Genomic DNA, 20977 nt, shown 5'->3' with positions numbered 1-20977 from the left:
GACGCCTAGACCTCCCCGGCCTCGTCGCCACCACGCCGCGGGCCCCCGCCACCTTCCCCACGGCCCCCACCGCCCCTTTCCCCGTCCCCGTCCCCATCCCCGACCTCCCGGTCGGTGTCACGCCCCAGCCCGGCCCCGGGCCCGGTGGTGGGCGCGTCGAGGGTGACGCGGGGGGTCTCCTCGGGGTCGGCGAACCGGCGCCGGTTACGAATCCAGGTCTCCACGGACCGCCACACCTTGTCGATGACGTTACGAGCCACCTCGACGGACACCACGAGGACGATGTCCTGGATCAGCTCACCGCTCATCCGGTCGGTCTGGTGCTCCGAGACCTTCCGCCCGACGTCCAACTGTTGCGCTTCACGCACCTCTTCGAGGTCGGGCGCACTCAGCAGCCAGGTATGCAGCGCGCCGAGATCATCACGCCGCGTGTGCGTCCCACTGACCCCGATCCGCAACTCGACAGTCCCGGCCCCTTCCCCCGACACCGACCCACCCACGTCCGCCCCGTCCGTCATCCACTTGCCCCTATCGGCGCCATTGCCGTCACCCTGAAGCGACCTGGAACATCCCGTCCCTGAACGTGCCATTATTTCACGGGAGTTGACAGAGAGCACCGCTTTGACGACAGCGCTCGGGACTGTGCAGGGGCAACGCGGCACCAGGTTGCCGCCATCTGGTCTGCCCCTGAAGGTGCATCGCAGCCGCGCTCCTGTCAGTACCCCTTGATACAACTGCTCACGTAACGACGTGACGAGATGAGGGGACTCGGCCATGCCCAACGATTTCGCAGATGCGGCGCCAGTTGCTGGGCTGTACGAAACGCTCATCACTCATCGGCTCGAAGAGCGATTGAAAGAGTTCGATGCCACTGGCTGGCGCTCCATCGACGCGATCGTCGGACAGGAGTCCACCCCGCATGTGCTGTCCCGGCACATTGGCAACACCGTGCGGCAGGTCCTTCAGCGCCTCTCACCTGCGGAACAGGTCCTGGCCGCCAACCACATCTTGGAGTCCCTGAATACCATCGAGGGCGCGACCCAGTGGGTAGACCTCGTCGTCGATGGCCCGCGCCAACTGCTCGCAGTGGCGGAGCAAGAGGCTCCTGGCGTCTACGCGATTCGCCCTGCCACTCCGCTCTCCGACACCGCGCTCATCACCAACTCACCTGAAGATCCAAGCCTCGGTTTCGAGCTTCGCGCCGAGTTGGCTACTGCCGACCGCGTTGATCTCCTCTGCGCGTTCGTGAAGTGGCACGGGCTGCGCGTCCTTGAGCAGTCGCTAGCGTCCGCACGGGAGCGCGGCGTCCCTATTCGCGTGCTCACAACGACCTACATTGGCGCCACAGAACGTCGCGCATTGGACCGGTTGGTTCAGGACTTCGGCGCCGAGGTGAAGGTCAACTACGAGCTTCGCTCCACCCGCCTCCATGCCAAGGCATGGCTCTTCCGCCGGGACAGTGGCTTCGACACGGCGTACGTAGGCAGCTCCAACCTGTCCAAGGCAGCACTCCTCGACGGCCTCGAATGGAACGTACGGTTGTCGTCCGTCGCGACACCCTCCGTCCTACGCAAGTTCGAGGCAACGTTCGACGCCTACTGGAGCGAACAAGCCTTCGAGGCATACGACCCAGACCGTGATGCTCAGCGGCTCGACGAAGCGCTGTCACACGCAAGCGGCACCAGCAACCAAGTCCGAAACAGCATTACGCTCTCCGGTCTGGAAGTCCGCCCCTACCCCCATCAGCGCGACATGCTCGAGCGTCTAGAAGTCGAGCGCACTGTGCACGATCGGCACCGCAATCTTCTGGTTGCTGCGACAGGCACTGGCAAGACCGTGATGGCCGCGCTGGACTACAAGCGCCTACGGCAGCAGCTCGGCCGCGATCCCCGCCTCCTGTTCGTGGCTCACCGCAAGGAGATCCTCGAACAGTCCCTACGCGTTTACCAGAATGTCCTGATCGACGCGAACTTCGGTGAGCTGTTCTTCACTGGAGAGATTCCCGACAACTGGAACCACGTATTTGCGAGCGTCCAGTCCCTCAACCCGCGCGCACTGGAACGCTTCGCTCCAGACCACTTCGATGTGATCGTGATCGACGAGTTCCACCACGGAACGTCGCCCACCTACCGCAGGCTCTTGGACCACTTCACTCCGCTGGAGCTTCTCGGCCTCACGGCCACTCCCGAGCGCATGGATGGTCTGAACATTCAGGATGAGTTCTTCGACGGCCGGATCGCCGCCGAGATGCGACTGTGGGAGGCCCTGGAGAACGACCTCCTCAGCCCGTTCCACTACTTCGGCATCACCGACAACACCGACATGAGTGCCGTCACATGGAAGCGCGGAGCATACGACTCAACGGCCCTCAGCAATCTCTTCACAGGCAACGATGCTCGCGCCAGGCTCGTCGTTCAGGCCGTGAAGGACAAGATCGCTGATCCGGGCGCCATGCGGGCCTTGGGGTTCTGCGTCTCCGTCGCACACGCACACTTCATGGCCGACTTCTTCCGCCAGGCGGGCCTCGCCGCTGTTGCACTCTCCGGAGAGAGCCCCAGGGAGGTCCGTAAGGCAGCGCTGGATGAGCTGAGAACAGGTGCACTCCAGGTCATCTTCTCGGTCGACCTCTTCAACGAGGGCCTAGACATCCCCGACGTCGACACTCTGCTCCTGCTCCGCCCGACCTCCAGCGCCACAGTATTCCTGCAGCAGCTGGGCCGCGGCCTGCGTCGAACCGAAGGAAAAGCTGTCCTCACCGTCCTGGACTTCATCGGGCAGCACCGCAAGGAATTCCGCTTCGAGGACCAGTTCCATGCCCTCACCAACCTGACGCGAAATCGACTCCTCGCGAGCGTCGAGCACGACTTCCCTCAGTTGCCCTCTGGTTGCCAGATCATCCTTGAGACAAAGGCCAAGGAATTGATCATCGACAACATTCGCAACCAGATCGGGGTCAACGTCACTCAGCTTGCCCGCGAGGTGGCGTCTTACGCCGAGCCGCTCCTCGCCGACTATCTGCGGGAGAGCGGCCGAGAGCTCAAGGAGCTCTACCGAGGCAACGGGAACTCCTGGACGGGACTGCTCCGTCGCGCAAAGCTCCTCAATGCGAAGGGCCCCGAAGGCGAGGAGGCTCTGCTCAAGCGCGTATCAGCCTTCCTGCACGTGGATGATCCGCTGCGCGCCACCGCGTACGCGAAACTCGTCGCCGACGACGCCCCGACGTACGAAGAGCTCGGCAGCCAAGATCAGGCATACGCCCGGATGTTCTTCTTCTCTCTGTGGCCGCTGGGAGGAACCTTCACCAGCTACCAGGCCGGTTTCGACACCCTCCGCCCACAACAAGCCTTCCGAGACGAACTACGCCAAGCCCTCGCCCATGTCCTGGACCAGGCGGACCATGTCCCCGTCCCGCTACTCGGCACACACGCCGGCTTGCCGCTGACGGTCCACGCCTCGTATAGCAGGGAAGAAATCCTCCCCGCCCTGGGTCAGTCCACCGTGGACAGCTTCATGCCTGGGCACTTCCGGGAGGGCGTGAAGTGGTGCGAGAACATCCAAACCGACGCCCTGCTCATCACCCTCGAAAAGGATGAGAAGGACTTCTCTCCAGAGACTCGCTACAAGGATTACGCCCTCAACGACTCGCTGTTCCACTGGGAGTCTCAGAACCAAACGTCTGAGACCTCCCCCACCGGCGTCCGCTACCAGACCCACAAGGAGAAGGACTCCCACGTTCTCCTCTTCGTCCGCCGCTACAAGAAGACGGACATCGGTGGCCCCCAGCCGTGGATGCTGCTTGGCCCAGCCGAGTACGTGAAGCACAAGGGCAGCAAGCCCATGGGCATCGTCTGGAAACTTCGCCATGAGATCCCTGCGGATGTGCTGACCTACTCCGCCATCGCCGCCGGCTAAGAATCGAGAGTCAGTCCCTGTATCCGCCAGAAGCGGCGATGGGCCCGTATGAATCGTTCCTCTATGCGGTGCTGTGCCACAGTCCGCAGAGGCACGCGCCGTGGGGTTCCCTCCGCGGCAAATCGGTTCACTACGTGCAGGTCATCAGTCAAGTAGATGGCTCCTCGATCCAATTGCACATGGCAATTGGGGCATAGACACAAGACGTTGCCATCCACATCCGGCCCGCCGTCTACCCCGCCGAGGGCGTGTATATGTGCACCCTCTGCATAGCTTCTGCCGTCAGCGCCAATAGTCAGGGCGAGACCACACACCTGGCATGCGAATCCGTGCCATCGCTTCACGCGTCGGACGACTGCGGTGTCGCGAACGATGCGCTCGACCGTTGTAGTCCGCCTCGTAGGAGCGGTGTCATCTTCGCCCCGATCGTCGGTCGATCCCTGCCCTCGTCGATCGAGCATGTCTTGGACCTGCTGTTCGATTGAGGTGAGTTCCTGCCGCGCGGCCGGGAGGCGGCGCAGCGTGAACCGGCAGATCTGGAACCCAGCCCTGCCTACCTCTGACCAGTCGGCTACAACCTCGTACAAGCCGTCATAGCGATAGCCCGAGGCCGGCGAGTAGCCCGGCTCACCCTCGCTGCCTCGAATGACACGAACGCAGTTCCCCTTGATTCGACTCCGCCGGAGACTCGCATTTCCCTTATTCTCCCAGGTCTGGTCTGACGTCTGTCGGCTGGAGTTCCGGGTTTGCCCGCCAGCCCCCGTGTACGTGATCTCGTCCCAGCCATCCACATCGTCCTCGTAGCCGTTGTTGAGGACGATCGCGTCAGCTGCCCGCTCATCCTGCTCGTCGCGGCCCCACGAGATGCCCGCCTCACTCTCCTTGTGAAGCTGGGCATCCTTGACAGCTCGTCGTGACTCGAACTGAGTACCGGGGAGAACGTCGTTCACATGTCCGAAGGTCGCTCTGTATGCAGCCATGCGGACATGCTGCCGCCAGGGATAGCGAACTTGATCAACATGTACGGCCAGCTGACACGTGCGGCCGAAAGCCGTCGGAACCTGACTGAAATCAATTCAGCCGACTTCGGCCAACTCGGCCTCGAAGTGAGTTTGTGCGCGATCCAGCGCCTCATCTGGGTCACACCCGTGAGCTCGTAGCCAGTGAAGGAGATCAGTGATGAGGCCGATTGCAGCCTCCTCCGCCCTTACCGCACTCAGCCGACCAGGCGCGTAGGCATCGGCCTCCGACTCAGCCCTCAACTGGACAAGACCCAGGACTGCTTCCGCCTTCGCCACACGCGGTCCACCCACATGACCCACAGGCGAGAGAAGGCCAGTAGCCAGTTCACACCAGGTGACCTTGGAGTCGCCGCGAAGGATGACGCCCCACCGCTCGGAAACGCCATCTACAAGGGCGAGCCCTCGCCCCTCCTCGGCCATGTCGGCTGCCTCAATGAGGGTGGGTAGTGCGCGCGTGTCAGGGTCGCTCATCTCGATTCGGAGGTGGCTGCCGTTCATTGCAACCGTCAGACACGTCGGCGTGCCAGGCCCAACGTGCCTGATGACGTTCGCAGCCAGTTCCGTGACGCAGAGCTGCGCAGCGTGCACCACGCCAGGCAGGCCCCAGAGCTCCAGGTGCAGCCTCATCACTCGGCGCAGGCCGGCTAGTTCTTCTGCCTCAGCCAGGAAGGGCAGATCCCACGCCTTCCTGACGACACCAAAGCAACATTCATCCACCTCAATCACCACTCCCACAGCACTCACGGTCACCCAACGTGTCCGCTCTCATCAATACAGTGACAGTGGAACTCTCATTTTGGAACTCTCACCAACGGCTTACAGGAGCACGAGCGTTGGCGCGCGCCCCCGGTGTGCGCTGCCTTGCTCGGAGCGCTCCGCACCATGCACCCTCTGAGGATCAACACGAAGGACGGCCATGCCAGTCGGACCAACTACTCGTAGACGCCAGCTCGGCGCAGATCTGCGCCGCCTCCGAGAGCGCAAAGGCCTCACATTGGAGGAGGCGGGGGCTCGAGTCGGCATCTCAAAGGCGACGTTGAGTCGATACGAGACAAAGGAAGGCACGGTCAAGTGGCCAGCCGTTGATGCTCTCTGCCGTGAGTACGGCGCTTCAGACCAGGAACGTGCATCGCTGGTCGACTTGGCCAAGGGAGCGCGCATTCAGGGTTGGTGGCGATCACTCGCTGACCCGATTCCCGAATCAATGAACCTCATGCTGACCCTCGAAGATGAAGTGGTCAGCGAGGGCCACTACGCGTGCATGTACGTGCCAGGGCTCCTCCAGACACGTGCCTACGCGGAGGCAGTGCACCGCGCCTCAGAGATGAGATGCACGGACCAAGAGATCCACCACATGGTGGACATCCGCATGAAACGGCAGGAGCTCCTTACTCGCGCCGAGCCTCCGCACATCTGGGCCGTGATTGACGAGGCAGTCATCCGGCGCATGGTGGGTGGACACGGGGTGATGCGCGAGCAGTTGCGGCACCTCAGCGAGCAAGCAGCCGAGCCACACATCACCGTTCAGATACTGCCGTTCGCAGCGGGCGCCCACGCCGCGGCGGTCGGCAGCTTCGTCATTCTCGGCGGCCCAGCACCCGAACTCGATGTCGTGTACGTGGACATCATCGGCGGTGGGCTCTTCATGGAGAAGCCCCAGGAACTGGCGCGCTATAGGTTGGCGTTCGAGTACCTGCGTGCGCAGGCGTTGGATATCGACCAGTCTGCCGCGCTCCTGAATCGGGTCATTGGGGAGCTTTGATGGACACCGAACGCGTGCACTGGTTCAAGTCGTCGTACAGCGGTGGAAGTGGAACTGAGTGTGTCGAGGTAGCCGACCTGGACACCTTCGTCGGCGTACGGGACTCGAAGCGCCCCGAAGGGGCCTGCGTTTCCGTACACACCAGCGCCTGGGCGGAGTTCGTGGCGACTCTGAGGCAGTAGGCCACTCGCGCCTCTCTCCCTAACCCCGCACCACCACCGAAATCGGCTCCCGGCGCCCCGCGCCCAGTCGCAGCTTGGCCAGGATCGCGGCTACCACCTCCGCCGGGTGGTCCCGTACCAGCGCGGGGGCCACGCTCACCACCTCTACGCCGTGGGCCTCCAGTTTTAGGCGGCGGCGGAGGGTGGCTCGGTATTCGTTCACGCCCAGGTGGAATTCCTCGGAGTCGACCTCCAGGGCTACGCCCTCGCGCGGCCAGTACGCGTCCGGGACCGCCAGGAAGATGCCGTCCGCCGTGAGCAGCGTGGGGTTCCACAGGGCGTCCGGGACTCCGGCCGCGCGTAGTACGTCGCGGGCGCGGCCCTCCTCGATCGAGCGGACGCCCACGAGGAGTTCCTCCGCTGCCGCGCGTACCGGCGCACCCCGCAGCGCATGGCCCGCCCGGAGTTCGGCGAGGAGGTCCCGCGGGTCGCAGCGGCCTGCCTGGACGGCGTTCGCCAGGACCGCTCGTACGCGCTCCGGGGACGCCTCGCGGGCGACGAAGTCCGCCGCCGCGCGCGGTCTGCGGGCGCACGGCACTCCCTCGAAGAGGAGGCTGGGTGGGCGGCGGCGGGTGCGGCGGATGCGTACGTACGCCACGTCCCGCATCCTTCGCGCCTCGTCGACCAGTACGTCTACCGTCCCGCTGCGCGTGCCGCGTACCCCGTAGAGCGACAGCGCGGCTTCCCCCGTCACCACGGCCGTCGCGCCGGACAGGGGGTCGGAGTCCGGTTCAGCCGCGTAGAGGACCGCCGCCAGCATGCGCTGGTACCGGTCGGGCGCGCCCGCGTGTATCAACGTCACCCGGGGCAGCACCCGTTGCCAGGGGCCGCCCGGTTCGCAGCGGCGCTTGATCGTGCTTCGGTGCAGGCCGGCGGCCTGGAGCTGCCGGTGGGTGGCCAGGCTCCGCTGGCGGCGCTTGATGTGGTCAAGCGTCCTGACATCGGCTTTCGTCGGGGCAGGCATGATCCACTCCTCCCCATCCCTGCCCCCTCCCACCCCCAACAGCCGGTGCGGGCTCCCTTGCGGAGCATCCAGCGCGTTGTACGCAACACTGCATCCGCAAGACCGTACGGACTTCGCCTCCGCGCTCGCCCAGTCAGCCTTCCGCCGCCTGGATCCGCGCGAACCGGTCCCGCCACGGGATGCGCTCCGGATCAGGCCCCTCGGGCGGCGGGGGGATGCGATGCCAAGCCGCGTACGCGGCGGCCTGACGGCACTCGCCGCATTCCGTCTCGGCGCCCAGCGGGCGGAAGAGGTGCTCCTCGCCCGGGCCTTTACAGGTGATCAGCTCGCGGGCGTGGGGAGGCAGTGAGGGTGAGGGTGGGGGTGAGGGGGAGGGTGGGAGTGGCGTCGGGTCCTCGGGAAGTTTGTGGATGAGGCGGTAGCGCAGGAAGCCCACCGCCGAACGCACGCCGTTCTCGGGGCGTTCGGCGAGCATGGCCTGCCGTAAGTCGGAAGCACTGAGGCCGCGTTCCAGCCACTTGACCGCCTCGACCGCCAGAGCTCGGGCCTCGCGGGCCCCCAGATGCAGTTCTCGGCGCGAGTGGCGCAGGGAGAGCAGGACCCGTTCGGCTCGGGCCAGTTGGAGCATTCGGACCGGGTCAGCCGGGGGCCGGGGTGGGGTCGGTGCCGGGGGCTGGGGTGGGGTCGGTGCGGGGGGCACGGGTGGGGTCGGTGCGGGGGTCGGATCAGTTGCGGACGGGGGCGCGGCCCTGGGTGCGGTCGGGGCCGGGGGCGCGTCCGGCGGTTCCGGAGACGGCTTCGGCTCGGCTTCGGAGGGTGGGTGGGGAGTGGTCTTATCACTGTGGTCTTCTACAGGTTTATAACCACCGGCCCTCCGACCGGTCGGCACACCGACCGTCGGAAACTGTGCACTCGGCGGCGGGGCCGTGGGCGGAGCTTCCCGCAGGGCCCTCGCCTGCGCGGCCGTGAGCGGTTCGTTCGAGATCAGCTGATGCGTGACCCAGCGGCCCCCGTCACCCTGGCTCCGCCACTCGTGCACGTACCCGTTGGCGATCAGCTGCTGCTTGGCCTTCTGGTAGGCGCGCCCGTTGATCTCCAGCTTCTCGGCCAGCTCACCCAGGGGCTTACAGGTGCACTCTCCAGGGAGACCCTGGACGTACAGCACGAGGATCTTCGCGTCACTGTTCAGACGCTTATGGCGGACGACTTCGTTCGACGCCTTCGTGTAGAACGCAGACGGAGCGATAACATGACGCAGCATTTCCGGTGGCTTCTTCCACTGGTGATGAAGGCCCTCGGATGGTGTTGGCGCACCGCCGGGGGCCGCCCTGTGTGTGCGTGTCCACACAGAGCGTGATGTTCCGTGACCGTACCGCACGCCGCCCATCTCCCACCATGCGAACGGGACTTCGAGCCATACCCCTGTCCGGTGACCTGCGCGGCGGAGGCTAATTCGGCACGTCCGCGTTCGTGTCCCGGGCCGCCATGACCTCGTCGCCGTGCTCGAAGGCCCACCTGCCGAACGCGTCGATCGGGGTCAGCAAGGTCTCCCCCAAGGGGGTCAAATGGCGCATGGACCCGCCGGTCTTCGGCGGCCGCCCGCTCGCCGTGCCGCTCTGCGGCGACGAGGAGGAGGCACTCGTACCCGTAAGGGAGTTGGTGCGGGATGTGGGATGCGAACCGTTTGCCGCCGGCGGACTCGAACGGGCCGGGCCGGTCGAGGCGACGGCCGCGCTGCTGATCGGGCTCTGGGTGGCCGAGGGAGCCGACGCCCAGTCGATCGCCCCCCTCTGGCGTACGCGACGGGGCCGCAGCGCAGCCAGGTGCTGTGACCGGGAGCGTTTCCTGGGGTGGGCGCTCCCACTTACAAAGATGTGGGTACCTGACAAATTTGTACGTACTTGAGGGAATTTCATCGAAGGCCCAGCATTCAACGTGCGCCGCGCCGCGATCATCCCGGACCGGCACGGAAGCCCTCATCGCATCTTCGTGGATACCGAAGGTCTGACCGTGAATTGGAGCGAAGCATGGCTGGGGACAACCGCACACCCGTGACCGTCATCGGGCTGGGTTCGATGGGCCGGGCATTAGCAGAGGCGTTCATCGGCGCCGGGCACCCGACGACGGTGTGGAACCGTACGCCGGGCAAGGCTGCGCCGCTTGTTGCCATGGGGGCGGTCCACGCTGAGGCGGTCGAGGCCGCGGTGGTGGCGAGCCCGCTGGTCATCGCCTGTCTGACCGCCTTCGAGGACACCCGCCAGGCCCTGGAACCGGCCGCCGCGTCACTGCGCGGGCGCGCCCTTGTCACCTTGAACAGCGGCTCCCCGGCCGGCGCCCGCGAGATGGCCGACTGGGCCACCGGGCACGGTGCCCGGTTCCTCGGCGGGGCGATCAAGAACGTGCCGTCGGCTGTGGGCGCACCGGACACCCTGCTGTACTACGGCGGCGACAGGACTGTCTTCGATGAATACGCGTCGACGCTGAAGGTGATGGGCGGCGACACCGTCCATCTCGGCGAGGAGACGGATCTCGCCGCGCTTTACGAGATGGCGGTGGGCGGCACGCTGCTTCCGGCACTCGTCGGCTTCTTCCAGGGCGCTGCCGCCGTCCAGGCGCGAGGGCTGGACGCAAGCTCGCTGGTGCGGTTCACCGCTAAATGGTTCGAGATGATCAATTCCGTCCTGCCGGTCTTCGCCGAGGAGATCGACAGCGGCGATTACAGCAAGCCCGCGTCCTCTGTGAACCTCTTCCTCGCGGGAATCGCAGCCGACGAGGAGTTCGGCAGGGAGGCGAACGTCGACGTGGCCTGGCAGGCCCCGCTGCATGACCTGGTGAGGCGGGCCGTCGAGGCAGGCCACGGAGACCACAGCATCTCAGCGCTGGTCGAGGTGCTCAGGAAGCCGGAACAGGGGGCATAGGGGAAGGGGGCATAGGGGATGGGGCATGGGGGAAGGGGCATGGGGGAAGGGGGCGGGGCGGCACCCGCGCACACGGCCGGGCGGCACCCGCGCACGGCCGCTGCCGACGGGTCAGGGGTGCATGCGGGCGCCCTTCAGTACCTTGTCGACCGCGTTGCGCGGCCCGTACACGGCGAGGCCCACCAGATCCAGCTGATCCTTCGGCACCGCCCGCACCGCCGCGCGGTTGTCCTCGTCGTTGCCGGTGGCGAAGAGGTCGGACGTGAACACCGACCGGGGCAGCGAGCGGGACAGTGCGCGGGTGTGCGCCGCGGTCAGCGTCTCCTTCTGTCGGAACATCGGCAGGTACGGGGTGCCGTCGGCGTCGGCATACGGTTCGCCGATCACCTCGGGCTGTTCCGGGCCCAGGCCGCTGACCAGGAACGCGGTCACGTTCAGCCGCTGCCAGGTCTCCAGGTCCTCGCGCAGCAGTACGGCGATCTTGGTGTCGAAACGTGCGGGGGCGTTGTCGGTCGTCGTCATGCTCCGAGACTGCCGACCACCCCGCCGCACCGTCTTGTACATTCCTTGCATGGTGGCCCGGCAGCGCGTGGTGCCCCGGCAGCGCATGGTGCCCCGGCAGCAGGTTTCCGCATGGCGCCCGCAGGTCCCGGGGGTCGTGGAGGTCTTCCACGCCCACTTCACCGAGCACGCGTACCCGATGCACGTCCACGACGTGTGGACCCTGCTCATCGTCGACGACGGCGCGGTCCGCTACGACCTGGACCGCCACGAGCGCGGAACCCCGAGCGACACGGTGTCCCTGCTCCCGCCACAGGTACCGCACAACGGCTCACCCGCCACCTCCGACGGCTTCCGCAAGCGGGTCCTCTATCTGGATCTGACCCAGCTCGACGAGAGCTACATCGGGCCGGCCGTGGACGGACCCGACCTCGTCGACTCCCTGCTGCGGCAACGCGTCGGACAGCCGCACAGCGCGCTCGCGGACAGAGGCGACGAACTGGAGGCGCAGAGCCGCCTCGCCCTCATCCGTGAACGGCTGCACACCCACCTGCGGCCCCGGCTCGTCACGGATGTTCGGGTGCCCCCTCGCGGTGTGGCCCACAGCCTGCGGGAACTCCTCGACGAACGGCTGCTCCAGGGGGTGACCCTGGACGAGGCGGCGAAGCTGCTGCACGCCCACCCCACGCACTTGGTACGGGCGTTCAGCGGGGCTTTCGGTATCGCCCCGCACCAGTACCTGACGGCCCGCCGGGTGGACCGGGCGCGGCGGCTGCTGCTCGATGGGCAGCCGCCCGGAGGGGTGGCGGCTGCGGCCGGCTTCTACGACCAGTCGCATCTGAGCCGGCACTTCAAGCGGATCGTGGGCACCACCCCTGGGGGCTTTGCACGGGGACGGGGACGGGGTGCGCGGAAACTCGGTGCCGTTCCCATATAACGCCGTGCCAAAATCCCCGCATGCCTATTCGATTCCCGCACCCCCTCCGTCCCGGTGACCGCATCGGCGTCACCTCGCCGTCCAGTGGAGTGCCGAAGGAACTGCGCGCGCGGCTCGATGTGGCGATCCGTGAGGTCGAGTCGCGGGGGTACGAGGTCGTCGTCGGGAAGTGCATGGACGGGGCCGGGCATGTCAGTGCGCCCGCCGCCGAGCGTGCTGACGAGTTCATGAGGATGCTGACCGATCCCGGGATCAGGGCCGTGGTGCCGCCGTGGGGCGGGGAGACCGCGATCGACCTGCTGCCTCTCCTCGACTGGGAGCGGCTGCGCGACGCCGAGCCCACCTGGGTCGTCGGGTGGTCGGACATGTCGACCCTCATCACGCCGCTCACCCTGCTCACCGGCGTCGCGACCGTGCACGGCAACAACCTCATGGATACGCCCTACCGGGTGCCCGAAGGGCTGTTGTCCTGGCTGGACATCGTCACCATGCCGGAGGGCCGGCGGTTCGTGCAGACGCCGCCGGGGCGCCATTCGTCCACGGGCTGGGACGACTTCCAGGCCTTCCCCGAGGTATGCGACTTCAAGCTCGACACCGCCGGGCGGTGGACCCGCCTCGACGGTGATACGGACGGGGACGTGGATGTCTCCGGGCGGCTCGTCGGAGGGTGCCTCGAGACGGTCGCCGGGCTGGCGGGGACTCCGTACGGGGATCTCTCGGCGTTCGCGCGCGACCATGCCCCGGAAGGGCTTCTCGTGTACGTCGAGGCCTCGGAGGATGCCTTCACGACCTGCCGGAACCTTCACGGGATGCGGCTGTCCGGGTTCTTCGACCATGCCAACGCCGTGCTGATCGGGCGGACTCCGGCGCCCGACGCGCCTTCGCTCACCCAGCACGAAGCCGTGCTCGACGCGCTCGGATCGCTGGCTGTGCCCATCATCGCCGACGTCGAGTGCGGGCACGTCCCGCCGTTCATGCCCCTCGTCAACGGCGCACTCGGGCGCATCGTCCACACGTCGGAGCGCAGTGAGTTGATTCAGACGCTCGTCGGCTGAGGGGGCGCCCGGGCGGGAACGCTCGCGGGCCCTGCCCGGACCCCCCGCCCCGGACAAGGGTTTTCCCCGTATCGGGTTCATCTCCCCGTTCCCTACTGTCTGCCGCACCGGCGGATCCCATCCTCTGACTCTTAGGTGTCAGGTGCATGTAAAGCAGGGGTGAGGTTCCGTCGGTGACGGCCTTGACCAGGGTCGTGGCGTCGGCGTCGGCGCACGGGCCACCCCGCCCAGGAACCGCGGACCGCAGCCCCCACGCTGCACCGCGGTTCTCGCGCCGCCCGCCGCGCTCCGCACGAGTAGTCATTGAAAGGGAACACCTTGAACGGTTCCAGGCGGAGACTCATATCCGTTGTGGCAGCGACTGCCACGATCGCCGGTGTCGTTGCCACCTCCTCCGTGGCGCTCGCCGCCGCCCCGGCGGGCCCCTCCCCGAAGCCTGCCCCGGCTTCGCAGGCCATGACCGCGCTGCCCACCGCGCCGGTCGAGAACGTCATCGTCACCTACAAGTCCAAGGCTGCCGAGGCCGGTTCCAACGCGGCCGCCAAGAGCGACGCGGCCGCCAAGGCCGAGCAGACCGGCGAGAGCCTGTCGTTCGAGCGCCGCCTCGCCGGCGGCGCCGCCCTGGTCGACCTGGGTGGCGAGACGTCCAAGAAGGACGTCACCGAGGTCATGAACGCCTTCCGTGCCGACTCCTCCGTCGCGTCCGTGGAGCCCGACATCCGCGCCTACGCGATGGCGGCCACCCCGAACGACACCGACTACGCCAAGCAGTGGGACCTGTTCGAGGCCACCGGCGGCATGAACGTCCCCGGCGCCTGGGACAAGGGCACCGGCAGCGGCGTCACCGTCGCCGTCATCGACACCGGCTACGCCGCCCACTCGGACCTGGCCGCCAACACCGTCGCCGGATACGACTTCATCTCCTCCTCCGCGGACGCCCGTGACGGCAACGGCCGCGACAGCGACGCCAAGGACGAGGGCGACTGGAACGCCACCGCCGGCGAGTGCGGCGCCGGTTCCACGGCGAGCAACTCCTCCTGGCACGGCACGCACGTCGCCGGCACCATCGGGGCGACCGCCAACAACAGCAAGGGCATCGCGGGCATCGCGTACAGCGCGAAGATCCAGCCCGTGCGCGTGCTCGGCAAGTGCGGCGGCTCCTCATCGGACATCGCCGACGCCATCACCTGGGCGTCCGGCGGCACCGTCCCGGGCGTCGCGGCGAACGCGACCCCGTCCAAGGTCATCAACCTGAGCCTCGGCGGCGCCAGCTCCACCTGCCCCAGCGTCTACCAGACCGCCATCAACGGCGCCGTTTCGCGCGGCACCACCGTGGTCGTCGCGGCGGGCAACAGCAACGCCAACGCCTCCGGCTTCACGCCCGCCAACTGCTCCGGTGTCATCAACGTGGCGTCCACCAGCCGTGAGGGCAACCGTTCGTTCTACTCGAACTACGGCAGCATCATCGACGTGTCCGCGCCCGGCGGCGAGACCCGCCGCGCGACCGACACGCCCGGCACCATCACCACCCCCGAGAACGGCATCCTCTCCACGCTGAACTCCGGTGCCACCACGCAGTCGACGGAGAACTACAAGCCCTACCAGGGCACTTCGATGGCCGCCCCGCACATCGCGGGCCTCGCCGCACTGCTCAAGTCGGCCAAGAGCACCCTGACCCCGGCCGAGATCGAGTCCGCGATCAAGGGCAACGCCAGGCCGCTCCCCGGCACCTGCACCGGCGGCTGCGGCGCCGGCATCGCCGATGCGACCAAGACCGTGAACGCCGTCACCGGCACCACCCCCGTCGGTACGACGTTCAGCAACGCGGCGAACGTGACGATCACGGACAACTCGACCGTCACCTCGTCGATCCCGGTCACCGGCCGCACGGGCAACGCCCCCGCCGCCCTCAAGGTCGACGTGGACATCAAGCACACCTGGCGCGGCGACCTGGTCGTCGACCTGATCGCGCCGGACGGCACGGTACGCAACCTGAAGACCTCGTCGTCCTCGGACAGTGCCGACAACGTCATCGCGACGTACACGGTCGACGCGTCCAGCGAGGTCGCCAACGGCACCTGGAAGCTCCAGGTCCGCGACGTGGCATCGGGTGACACCGGCTACATCGACACCTGGAGTCTCACCTTCTGAGACGCCCATTGAGGTGCATCATCGCAGGTCAGGGGCGTGTTCGCGGGAATTTCCGCGGGCGCGCCCCGCTGCCGGTCGGTCCGTATGCCGACACCGGGCCTGGACGGCAGTGGCCGACTTCGTATTCTCTGCTCTCGCACGGGCAGCGGGCTCGCGCACGCCGGAAGGTGGTGGTGGGTACGTGACGTCGGCGACGTACCGCCCTGCGCCGGTCGGGCGCGCGGAGCTCCTCGCGCGGCTCGAACGGGTCCTGCACACCCGCGGGCGCGCCCTGCTCACCGGCCCCGCCGGGGTCGGCAAGACGGAGCTCGCCCTGGCCACCGCCGCGCGCACCGAGTCCCGCGGCGAGACCGTGCTGTGGCTCCCCACGCTCCCCGCCGACCGCGGCATACCGGGTGCGGCTGCCGCCGCCCTCGTCGCCTCCATATCCGCGTGCGTGTCCTGGCCCGAAGCCGAAACACACGGCGCGGCAGGCATGCTCGAAGGGCTGCCAGGACCGCAGCGGACCGCCGTCGCCATGCTGTGCCGCGAGGCGCCCATCCCGGACGGCGGCTGGGACCCCATCGCCCTACGGCTCGCCCTCGCCCAGATCCTGCGGACCCTCGTCGCGCGCGGCCCCGCCCTGCTGGTCGTCGACGGTGTCCAGCGCATCGACGCCGCCAGTGCCGACCTCCTGCGTTTCGCGCTCCATCTGGCCCCGGCCGCGCTGCGGGTGATCGCCGTCGAGACACCGACGGCGTACAGCCCCGACTCCGGTACGCCGCAGACCGGTGCGCGACAGCAGGACGCGGCCGGCCCGGAACCCCTGTGGGCGCCGTCCGAGGCCGACGTCCTGTTCGTACCGCCGCTGCACGCCGACGAGATCGCCGAACTCCTCATCCACCACCGGCTGCCGTCCCGGATGGCCGGTCGCATCCACAAGGCCAGCGGCGGCAATCCGCGTCTCGCGCTCGCCGTCGGCCGGTCCCTCGCCGACGCACGGACTCCGGTGCACCACGCCGAGGCGCTGTCGCTGTCCGGGCAGGCCCGCGAGATCGCGCGGCAGCTGCTCGGTGTCGCCTCGCCCGCCGTTCGCTCCACGCTCCTGCTTGCCGCGCTGGCGCTGCGCCCGACGGCCACGCTGATACGCCGCGCGGGCCGCCCCACCGCCGAGGCCGACCTCGCCGCCGCCGAGCGGGCGAATCTGATCTCCCTCAAGGAGGACGGGACGGTCGGCTTCACAGCCGGTCTGCTGCCGTCGACGCTCGTGCACGACGCCTGCTGGACCGAGCGCAGCGCAGGTCACGCGGCGCTCGCGCGGGTCGTGGACGACCCCGTGGAGGCGGTACGGCACCGGGCACTGGCCTCCGACACTCCCGACGAGGAGCTGGCCGCGGAGGTCGCGGCGGCGGCCGACACCGCCCGGCTCCGCGGGAACAGCGCCCTCGCCGCCGAACTTGCCCTGCTCGCGGCCGAGTCCACGCCCGTCCAGCACGGTCCGGCGCGGATCGCCCGGCTCGTCGACGCCGCCCAGGAAGCCGCCCGTGCGGCCCGCGCCGACCTGGCCATGCGCGCGGCCACCGATCTCCTGGCCCGCGACGCCACACCGGCCGACCGGGTCCGCGTAAGGCTCGCGGTGCTGGACACCGCAGGTCAGGGACTGAGCAACCTCGACGAGCTCTATGTCCACGCCATGGAGGACTCCGAAGGCAACACGGCGCTGCGAGCAGCCGTCCTGCTCCGTCTCGCGGTGAAGTACGTCCTGGCCGACGGCGACCCGCGGCGCTCCCGGGCCGTCGCTGTCGAGTCCGCCGCGCTCGCCGCCTCCGTGAGTGACGGGAAGACGGCGGCCAGGGCCCTGACCGTACAGGCGCGCATGGAACGCGTCCTCGGCTCGCCGGACGCGGAGCGGGTGCTCGCCGAGGCCCGGGCCCTGGAGCTGTTCGAGCGCCCGCTCGGCATCCGTAACGCCGCACAGATACTGACGATCCGCCACGCACTGTTCGACGACCGGCTCACCGCCGCCCGCGATCAAGCCCATGCCCTCATCCCCCTGGTCGAGCGCCGCGGCCCGGTGGAGGACGCCATCGAGCTGTTCCGCACGCTCGCGGAGATCGAGGCCCGGCGGGGGCAGTGCGCGGCGGCGCTCGCACACGCCGGACGGTCTCTCGCCCTGACCCTGGAAGCCGGCCTCTCGCCCGGGCCCGCCTGGTACGCGCTGGCCCTCGCGGAGACCGCGGGCGGCAGTTTCGAGCGCGCCGCGAGCTACGCCCGGCGCAGTGTCCAGGCGTCCGGGGAGGAGGGCGACCGCGTCTTCCTCCCCCGGAGCCTGTACGCGCTCGGCCGGGTCCAGTTGATCAACGGGGATGTGGCGACCGCCCTGGAGACCCTGCGCCGGGTACAGGCCGATGAACGCGCCCAGTCGACCGTCGACCCCTCCATGCTGCGCTGGCACGAGGAGCTGGCCGAGGCGCTGCTGGCGAACGACGCCACGGAGGAGGCCGCGGCCCTGCTCGCCGATGTGCGTCCGGTCGCGGAACGCCTCGGCCTCACGACGGTGCTGCTCAGCTGCGACCGGGCGTACGGGCTGTACCTGGCGGCGAGCGGGAAGCCGGACGAGGCGGTGTGCCTGCTGTCCCGGACCGCCGAGCGGTTCGCCGCGGCGGGGCTGCCGCTGGAGCGCGGCCGGGCGCTCATCGCGCTCGCCCGCGTGGAGCGCCGCCGCCGCAGGCGGTCGGCCGCCCAGAGCGCGCTGCAGGCCGCGGCCGCCGACTTCGAGCGGGCGGGGGCGGCCCCGTGGCTGACCCTCACGACGGAGACCCCGTCCCGTACGGCCGAACCGTCCCCGGCCCGCGGCGACACCCTGTCCTCCCTCACGGACGCGGAACTGCGCCTCGCACAGCTGGTCGGCCAGGGGGCCAGCAACCAGGAGGCGGCGGCGAAGCTGTACCTGAGCGTGAAGACGGTCGAAGCCCGCCTCACCCGCATCTACCAGAAACTGGACGTCCGTTCGCGCGCCCAGCTGGCGACCGCCCTGAACGCCTGGCCGGGCCACCGGCCGGCAGCGGCCGCCGCGGAATACCCGGCGGCGGGCTGACCCCGGGGCGTCGCGCTAGCGGTAGTCGTCCGGGTGCCCCTGCATCCAGGTATTGATGCGGTCGCGGGTGTCCAGCAGTTCGTTACGGTGCGTCTCCAGGTTCTCCGTGGAGGTGTCCCCGTCCAGGGTCTTCCACAGCGTGCCCGTCCAGGCCAGCGGCTCCTTGAAGTGGCCGGGCCCCTTCGCGTCCGCCCTCATGGCTTCGTCGAGTTCCTGGAGTTCGGTGTTGACCCGGCCCAGGAAGTAGGCGCAGTCCCCCGCGCCCGGGGTGCAGGTTTCGTTCAGCGTCGCCTGGACCCCGGCGAACGCGTCGCGTACCGCTGCGGGGCCGGGCGAGGCCATGGGTTCCTGGGCGGCGCCGTCGGGCTCCGCAGCGGGCGTGGGCTCCTTGGTCACGGCCGCCTCGGACGCCGCGATCTCGGGTATGCCGTCGCCCGGCCCCCCGCCGGAGGAGACGCTGGTGCAGGACACCAGGAACGCCGCGACAACCCCGATGACCCCGCTCATTGCGGCAGCACGGCAGCCCGTTCGGATACGCATGAGACCCCCCTCGTACGATTGGATCAGACCATACACATGTACGCATGAGAGCGAAGGTGGCCGCTATGGCAAAGGTTCCGGCAGCGGCGGTGGCGGCGAGCGGCCTCGTCGGCGGTTACGGGGTCGCCCGGTGGACCAAGAAGCGGCCACTGGGCGGGGTGGCACTGGCCGCCGCCGGGTCACTCGCCGCGTACGAGTGGAACCGGCAGGCCGGACCGCGCGCCGCCGCGGGACTGACCGTCGCGTACGTCGCCGCGTTCGCGGGATCGCACCCGCTCGCCAAGAAGGTCGGCGCGTGGCCGGCCGTCTTCGCGGTGGCGGGCGGGGTCGCAGCCGCGTCCTGGCTGGTCACCCGCCGCGCGGCCTGAACGTGCGCCGTGAGGACGAGACGTGCGCCGTGAAGGCTTGAGTTCAGGCCGTGAAGGCTTGAGTCTCAGGCCCCCACCGCCCGCGACACCGAGTAGATCACCAGGCCCACCAGCGCGCCCACCACCGTGCCGTTGATCCGGATGAACTGAAGGTCCCGGCCGATGTTCGCCTCGATCTTCTTCGACGTCTGATCCGCGTCCCAGCCCGCGACCGTGTCGCTGATCAGCGACGTGATCTCCGCGCGGTACGTCGTGACCACGTACACCGCCGCGTCCTCCAGCCAGCCCTCCAGCTTGGCCTGGAGCCGGCTGTCCGTCGCGAGCCGGGCGCCCAGCGACATCAGCGAGGCCCTCGCCCGCAGCCTCAGCTCGCTCTGCTCGTCCTCCGCAGCCGCGATGATCATCGTGCGTACGGACGACCAGGCCGAGGCGATGACGTCCTGGACCTCGCCGCGCCCCAGGATCTCCGACTTCAGCCGCTCCACCCGCGCCCGGGTGTCCGAGTCCGTCTGGAGGTCGGCGGCGAAGTCCGTCAGGAACGTGTCGATCGAGCCACGCGCGGGATGAGCGGGCATGTCCCGCATCTCCGTGATGAAACGCAGCAGCTCCTTGTAGACCCGCTCCCCCACCCGCTTGTCCACGAACCTCGGTGTCCAGCCCGGCGCCCCGCCCTGCACCGCGTCCATCACCGAGTCGCCGTGCAGGACCAGCCAGTCGTGGGCGCGTACGCAGATCAGGTCGACGACCTTGCGGTGACCGCCGTCGGAGACGATCTTCTCCAGCATCTTGCCGAGGCCCGGACCGACCTCCGCCGCGTTGGCCCGCCGCGTGATCGCCTCACCGACGACCGCCTGGACGTCGGAGTCCCGCAGCACCGTCAACGCGCCGCGCAGCGCTGTGGCCAGTTCGGCGGTCACACGGTCGGCGTGATCCGGCTCCGCGAGCCACGCACCGAGCCTCGCACCGACCCCGAGAGCGTGAATTCGGTCACGAACGACGTCTCCGGAGAGAAAGTTCTCGCCCACGAAGGAACCAAGTGATGCCCCAAGCTGATCCTTCTTCGTGGGAATGATGGCGGTGTGGGGGATGGGCAGGCCGAGCGGGCGCCGGAAGAGCGCCGTGACGGCGAACCAGTCCGCCATCGCGCCCACCATCCCCGCTTCGGCAGCCGCCGCGACGTAGCCCGGCCAGCCACCCACGCCTGCGCTCTTCGCCCAGGTGGCCAGGACATATACGAGCGCGACGAGCAGGAGCAGACCCGTGGCGGTGGTCTTCATGCGGCGCACGCCGCGGCGCTTCTCCTCGTCCGCCGCCGTGTACGCGAACACGGCGAGCGGCGTGGACCGTCGCCCGGCGCCCGGACCCGGTCCGGCCCCGGGTCCCGCTGCGGAACCGGCCTCCACCTGCCCCGGCTGCTTCCCGGCCTCGGCCACCTGCCCCGCTCCCTGCTCCATGTCCTGCCCGGCGTCATGCGCTCCGGATTCGGTCCGTTCCATGCGTTCCACCCGTCCGCGTACGAGTCGCCCCCGTGCCGTACGCATTGTCCTTAC

The 20977-nt window shown here is 68.6% G+C and carries 17 protein-coding genes and 2 pseudogenes; 10 read left to right on the top strand and 9 right to left on the bottom strand.

All coding sequences use genetic code 11. The features are described 5' to 3' along the window. Positions 1 to 5: 5 nt before the first annotated feature. Positions 6 to 518, bottom strand: coding sequence for a hypothetical protein (locus ACWGO0_RS07365; RefSeq protein WP_453529399.1), 513 nt, complete (start codon positions 516 to 518; stop codon positions 6 to 8). Between the two features lie 256 nt (positions 519 to 774). Between ACWGO0_RS07365 and ACWGO0_RS07360 the strand changes: the two genes are divergently transcribed. After that, positions 775 to 3912, top strand: a complete 3138-nt coding sequence (locus ACWGO0_RS07360) for a DUF3427 domain-containing protein (RefSeq protein WP_453529396.1) — start codon at positions 775 to 777, stop codon at positions 3910 to 3912. Here ACWGO0_RS07360 and ACWGO0_RS07355 read toward each other — a convergent pair. Next, positions 3909 to 4892 carry a YDG/SRA domain-containing protein gene (locus ACWGO0_RS07355; protein WP_453529393.1) on the bottom strand — a complete coding sequence of 328 codons (984 nt, stop codon included), beginning with the start codon at positions 4890 to 4892 and terminating at the stop codon, positions 3909 to 3911. The two genes, ACWGO0_RS07360 and ACWGO0_RS07355, sit on opposite strands and share 4 nt — an antisense overlap. 96 nt (positions 4893 to 4988) lie before the next feature. Then, positions 4989 to 5678, bottom strand: a complete 690-nt coding sequence (locus tag ACWGO0_RS07350; RefSeq protein ID WP_453529390.1) for an ATP-binding protein — start codon at positions 5676 to 5678, stop codon at positions 4989 to 4991. Between the two features lie 172 nt (positions 5679 to 5850). Between ACWGO0_RS07350 and ACWGO0_RS07345 the strand changes: the two genes are divergently transcribed. Both ACWGO0_RS07345 and ACWGO0_RS07340 read left to right on the top strand, forming a co-directional pair. Next, positions 5851 to 6696 (top strand): helix-turn-helix domain-containing protein, encoded by an 846-nt coding sequence (locus ACWGO0_RS07345; RefSeq protein WP_453529387.1) that lies wholly within the window; start codon positions 5851 to 5853, stop codon positions 6694 to 6696. Further along, positions 6696 to 6878: a DUF397 domain-containing protein gene (locus tag ACWGO0_RS07340; RefSeq protein ID WP_453529384.1), complete on the top strand. Its 183-nt coding sequence runs from the start codon at positions 6696 to 6698 to the stop codon at positions 6876 to 6878. Before ACWGO0_RS07345 ends, ACWGO0_RS07340 begins: the two co-directional genes overlap by 1 nt. Before the next feature lie 19 nt (positions 6879 to 6897). On the opposite strand, the gene ACWGO0_RS07335 is transcribed toward ACWGO0_RS07340, so the two are convergent. The 3 genes and pseudogenes from ACWGO0_RS07335 to ACWGO0_RS07325 all read right to left on the bottom strand — a co-directional run. Then, positions 6898 to 7881 (bottom strand): hypothetical protein, encoded by a 984-nt coding sequence (locus ACWGO0_RS07335; RefSeq protein ID WP_453529381.1) that lies wholly within the window; start codon positions 7879 to 7881, stop codon positions 6898 to 6900. Positions 7882 to 8014: 133 nt separating this feature from the next. Further along, the gene (locus ACWGO0_RS07330; RefSeq protein WP_453529379.1) at positions 8015 to 9142 is read right to left on the bottom strand and encodes a hypothetical protein; all 1128 of its coding nucleotides are present in this window, start codon (positions 9140 to 9142) and stop codon (positions 8015 to 8017) included. A gap of 187 nt (positions 9143 to 9329) precedes the next feature. Next, positions 9330 to 9446, bottom strand: a pseudogene (locus tag ACWGO0_RS07325) (winged helix-turn-helix transcriptional regulator); the annotation flags it as partial. A 1-nt stretch (position 9447) separates the two neighbouring features. Here ACWGO0_RS07325 and ACWGO0_RS07320 point away from each other — a divergent pair. Beyond that, positions 9448 to 9713, top strand: a pseudogene (locus ACWGO0_RS07320) (NADP oxidoreductase); the annotation flags it as partial. A 195-nt stretch (positions 9714 to 9908) separates the two neighbouring features. Then, on the top strand, positions 9909 to 10799 hold the full coding sequence (locus ACWGO0_RS07315) for an NAD(P)-dependent oxidoreductase (protein ID WP_453529376.1): 891 nt from the start codon (positions 9909 to 9911) through the stop codon (positions 10797 to 10799). 111 nt (positions 10800 to 10910) lie between these two features. Here ACWGO0_RS07315 and ACWGO0_RS07310 read toward each other — a convergent pair whose 3' ends face one another. Further along, positions 10911 to 11321, bottom strand: coding sequence for a DUF2000 family protein (locus ACWGO0_RS07310; RefSeq protein ID WP_453529373.1), 411 nt, complete (start codon positions 11319 to 11321; stop codon positions 10911 to 10913). A gap of 49 nt (positions 11322 to 11370) precedes the next feature. On the opposite strand from ACWGO0_RS07310, the gene ACWGO0_RS07305 reads away from it, so the two are divergent. The 4 genes from ACWGO0_RS07305 to ACWGO0_RS07290 all read left to right on the top strand — a co-directional run bounded on the left by ACWGO0_RS07305 (position 11371) and on the right by ACWGO0_RS07290 (position 18519). Beyond that, the gene (locus ACWGO0_RS07305) at positions 11371 to 12237 is read left to right on the top strand and encodes an AraC family transcriptional regulator (protein ID WP_453529370.1); all 867 of its coding nucleotides are present in this window, start codon (positions 11371 to 11373) and stop codon (positions 12235 to 12237) included. A 20-nt stretch (positions 12238 to 12257) separates the two neighbouring features. Then, the gene (locus tag ACWGO0_RS07300; RefSeq protein WP_453529367.1) at positions 12258 to 13292 is read left to right on the top strand and encodes a S66 family peptidase; all 1035 of its coding nucleotides are present in this window, start codon (positions 12258 to 12260) and stop codon (positions 13290 to 13292) included. A 351-nt stretch (positions 13293 to 13643) separates the two neighbouring features. After that, positions 13644 to 15443 (top strand): S8 family peptidase, encoded by a 1800-nt coding sequence (locus ACWGO0_RS07295; protein WP_453529365.1) that lies wholly within the window; start codon positions 13644 to 13646, stop codon positions 15441 to 15443. Between the two features lie 181 nt (positions 15444 to 15624). After that, positions 15625 to 18519, top strand: a complete 2895-nt coding sequence (locus tag ACWGO0_RS07290) for an AAA family ATPase (protein WP_453529362.1) — start codon at positions 15625 to 15627, stop codon at positions 18517 to 18519. Between the two features lie 15 nt (positions 18520 to 18534). On the opposite strand, the gene ACWGO0_RS07285 is transcribed toward ACWGO0_RS07290, so the two are convergent. After that, on the bottom strand, positions 18535 to 19059 hold the full coding sequence (locus ACWGO0_RS07285; RefSeq protein WP_453529359.1) for a hypothetical protein: 525 nt from the start codon (positions 19057 to 19059) through the stop codon (positions 18535 to 18537). A 65-nt stretch (positions 19060 to 19124) separates the two neighbouring features. On the opposite strand from ACWGO0_RS07285, the gene ACWGO0_RS07280 reads away from it, so the two are divergent. Further along, complete coding sequence (locus tag ACWGO0_RS07280; protein WP_453529356.1) at positions 19125 to 19427, top strand: hypothetical protein; 303 nt, start codon at positions 19125 to 19127, stop codon at positions 19425 to 19427. A gap of 65 nt (positions 19428 to 19492) precedes the next feature. Here the strand turns inward: ACWGO0_RS07280 and ACWGO0_RS07275 are convergent, their stop codons facing one another. Continuing rightward, a complete protein-coding gene (locus tag ACWGO0_RS07275) occupies positions 19493 to 20923 on the bottom strand; it encodes a DUF445 domain-containing protein (RefSeq protein ID WP_453529353.1) in 1431 nt (476 codons plus the stop codon). Between the last annotated feature and the right edge of the window lie 54 nt (positions 20924 to 20977).

It is taken from the genome of Streptomyces sp. NPDC055749 (assembly GCF_053617235.1).
This window is presented reverse-complemented; position numbering and strand designations above follow the sequence as displayed.

What these genes read in the sequence shown, in the direction of transcription:
- ACWGO0_RS07280 (WP_453529356.1), top strand. Translation starts at nt 19,125, where the DNA reads ATGGCAAAGGTTCCGGCAGCGGCGGTGGCGGCGAGCGGCCTCGTCGGC.
- ACWGO0_RS07335 (WP_453529381.1), bottom strand. Translation starts at nt 7,881, where the DNA reads ATGCCTGCCCCGACGAAAGCCGATGTCAGGACGCTTGACCACATCAAG.
- ACWGO0_RS07310 (WP_453529373.1), bottom strand. Translation starts at nt 11,321, where the DNA reads ATGACGACGACCGACAACGCCCCCGCACGTTTCGACACCAAGATCGCC.
- ACWGO0_RS07275 (WP_453529353.1), bottom strand. Translation starts at nt 20,923, where the DNA reads ATGGAACGGACCGAATCCGGAGCGCATGACGCCGGGCAGGACATGGAG.
- ACWGO0_RS07315 (WP_453529376.1), top strand. Translation starts at nt 9,909, where the DNA reads ATGGCTGGGGACAACCGCACACCCGTGACCGTCATCGGGCTGGGTTCG.
- ACWGO0_RS07355 (WP_453529393.1), bottom strand. Translation starts at nt 4,892, where the DNA reads ATGGCTGCATACAGAGCGACCTTCGGACATGTGAACGACGTTCTCCCC.
- ACWGO0_RS07340 (WP_453529384.1), top strand. Translation starts at nt 6,696, where the DNA reads ATGGACACCGAACGCGTGCACTGGTTCAAGTCGTCGTACAGCGGTGGA.
- ACWGO0_RS07305 (WP_453529370.1), top strand. Translation starts at nt 11,371, where the DNA reads ATGGTGGCCCGGCAGCGCGTGGTGCCCCGGCAGCGCATGGTGCCCCGG.
- ACWGO0_RS07300 (WP_453529367.1), top strand. Translation starts at nt 12,258, where the DNA reads ATGCCTATTCGATTCCCGCACCCCCTCCGTCCCGGTGACCGCATCGGC.
- ACWGO0_RS07360 (WP_453529396.1), top strand. Translation starts at nt 775, where the DNA reads ATGCCCAACGATTTCGCAGATGCGGCGCCAGTTGCTGGGCTGTACGAA.
- ACWGO0_RS07365 (WP_453529399.1), bottom strand. Translation starts at nt 518, where the DNA reads ATGACGGACGGGGCGGACGTGGGTGGGTCGGTGTCGGGGGAAGGGGCC.
- ACWGO0_RS07285 (WP_453529359.1), bottom strand. Translation starts at nt 19,059, where the DNA reads ATGCGTATCCGAACGGGCTGCCGTGCTGCCGCAATGAGCGGGGTCATC.
- ACWGO0_RS07345 (WP_453529387.1), top strand. Translation starts at nt 5,851, where the DNA reads ATGCCAGTCGGACCAACTACTCGTAGACGCCAGCTCGGCGCAGATCTG.
- ACWGO0_RS07330 (WP_453529379.1), bottom strand. Translation starts at nt 9,142, where the DNA reads ATGCTGCGTCATGTTATCGCTCCGTCTGCGTTCTACACGAAGGCGTCG.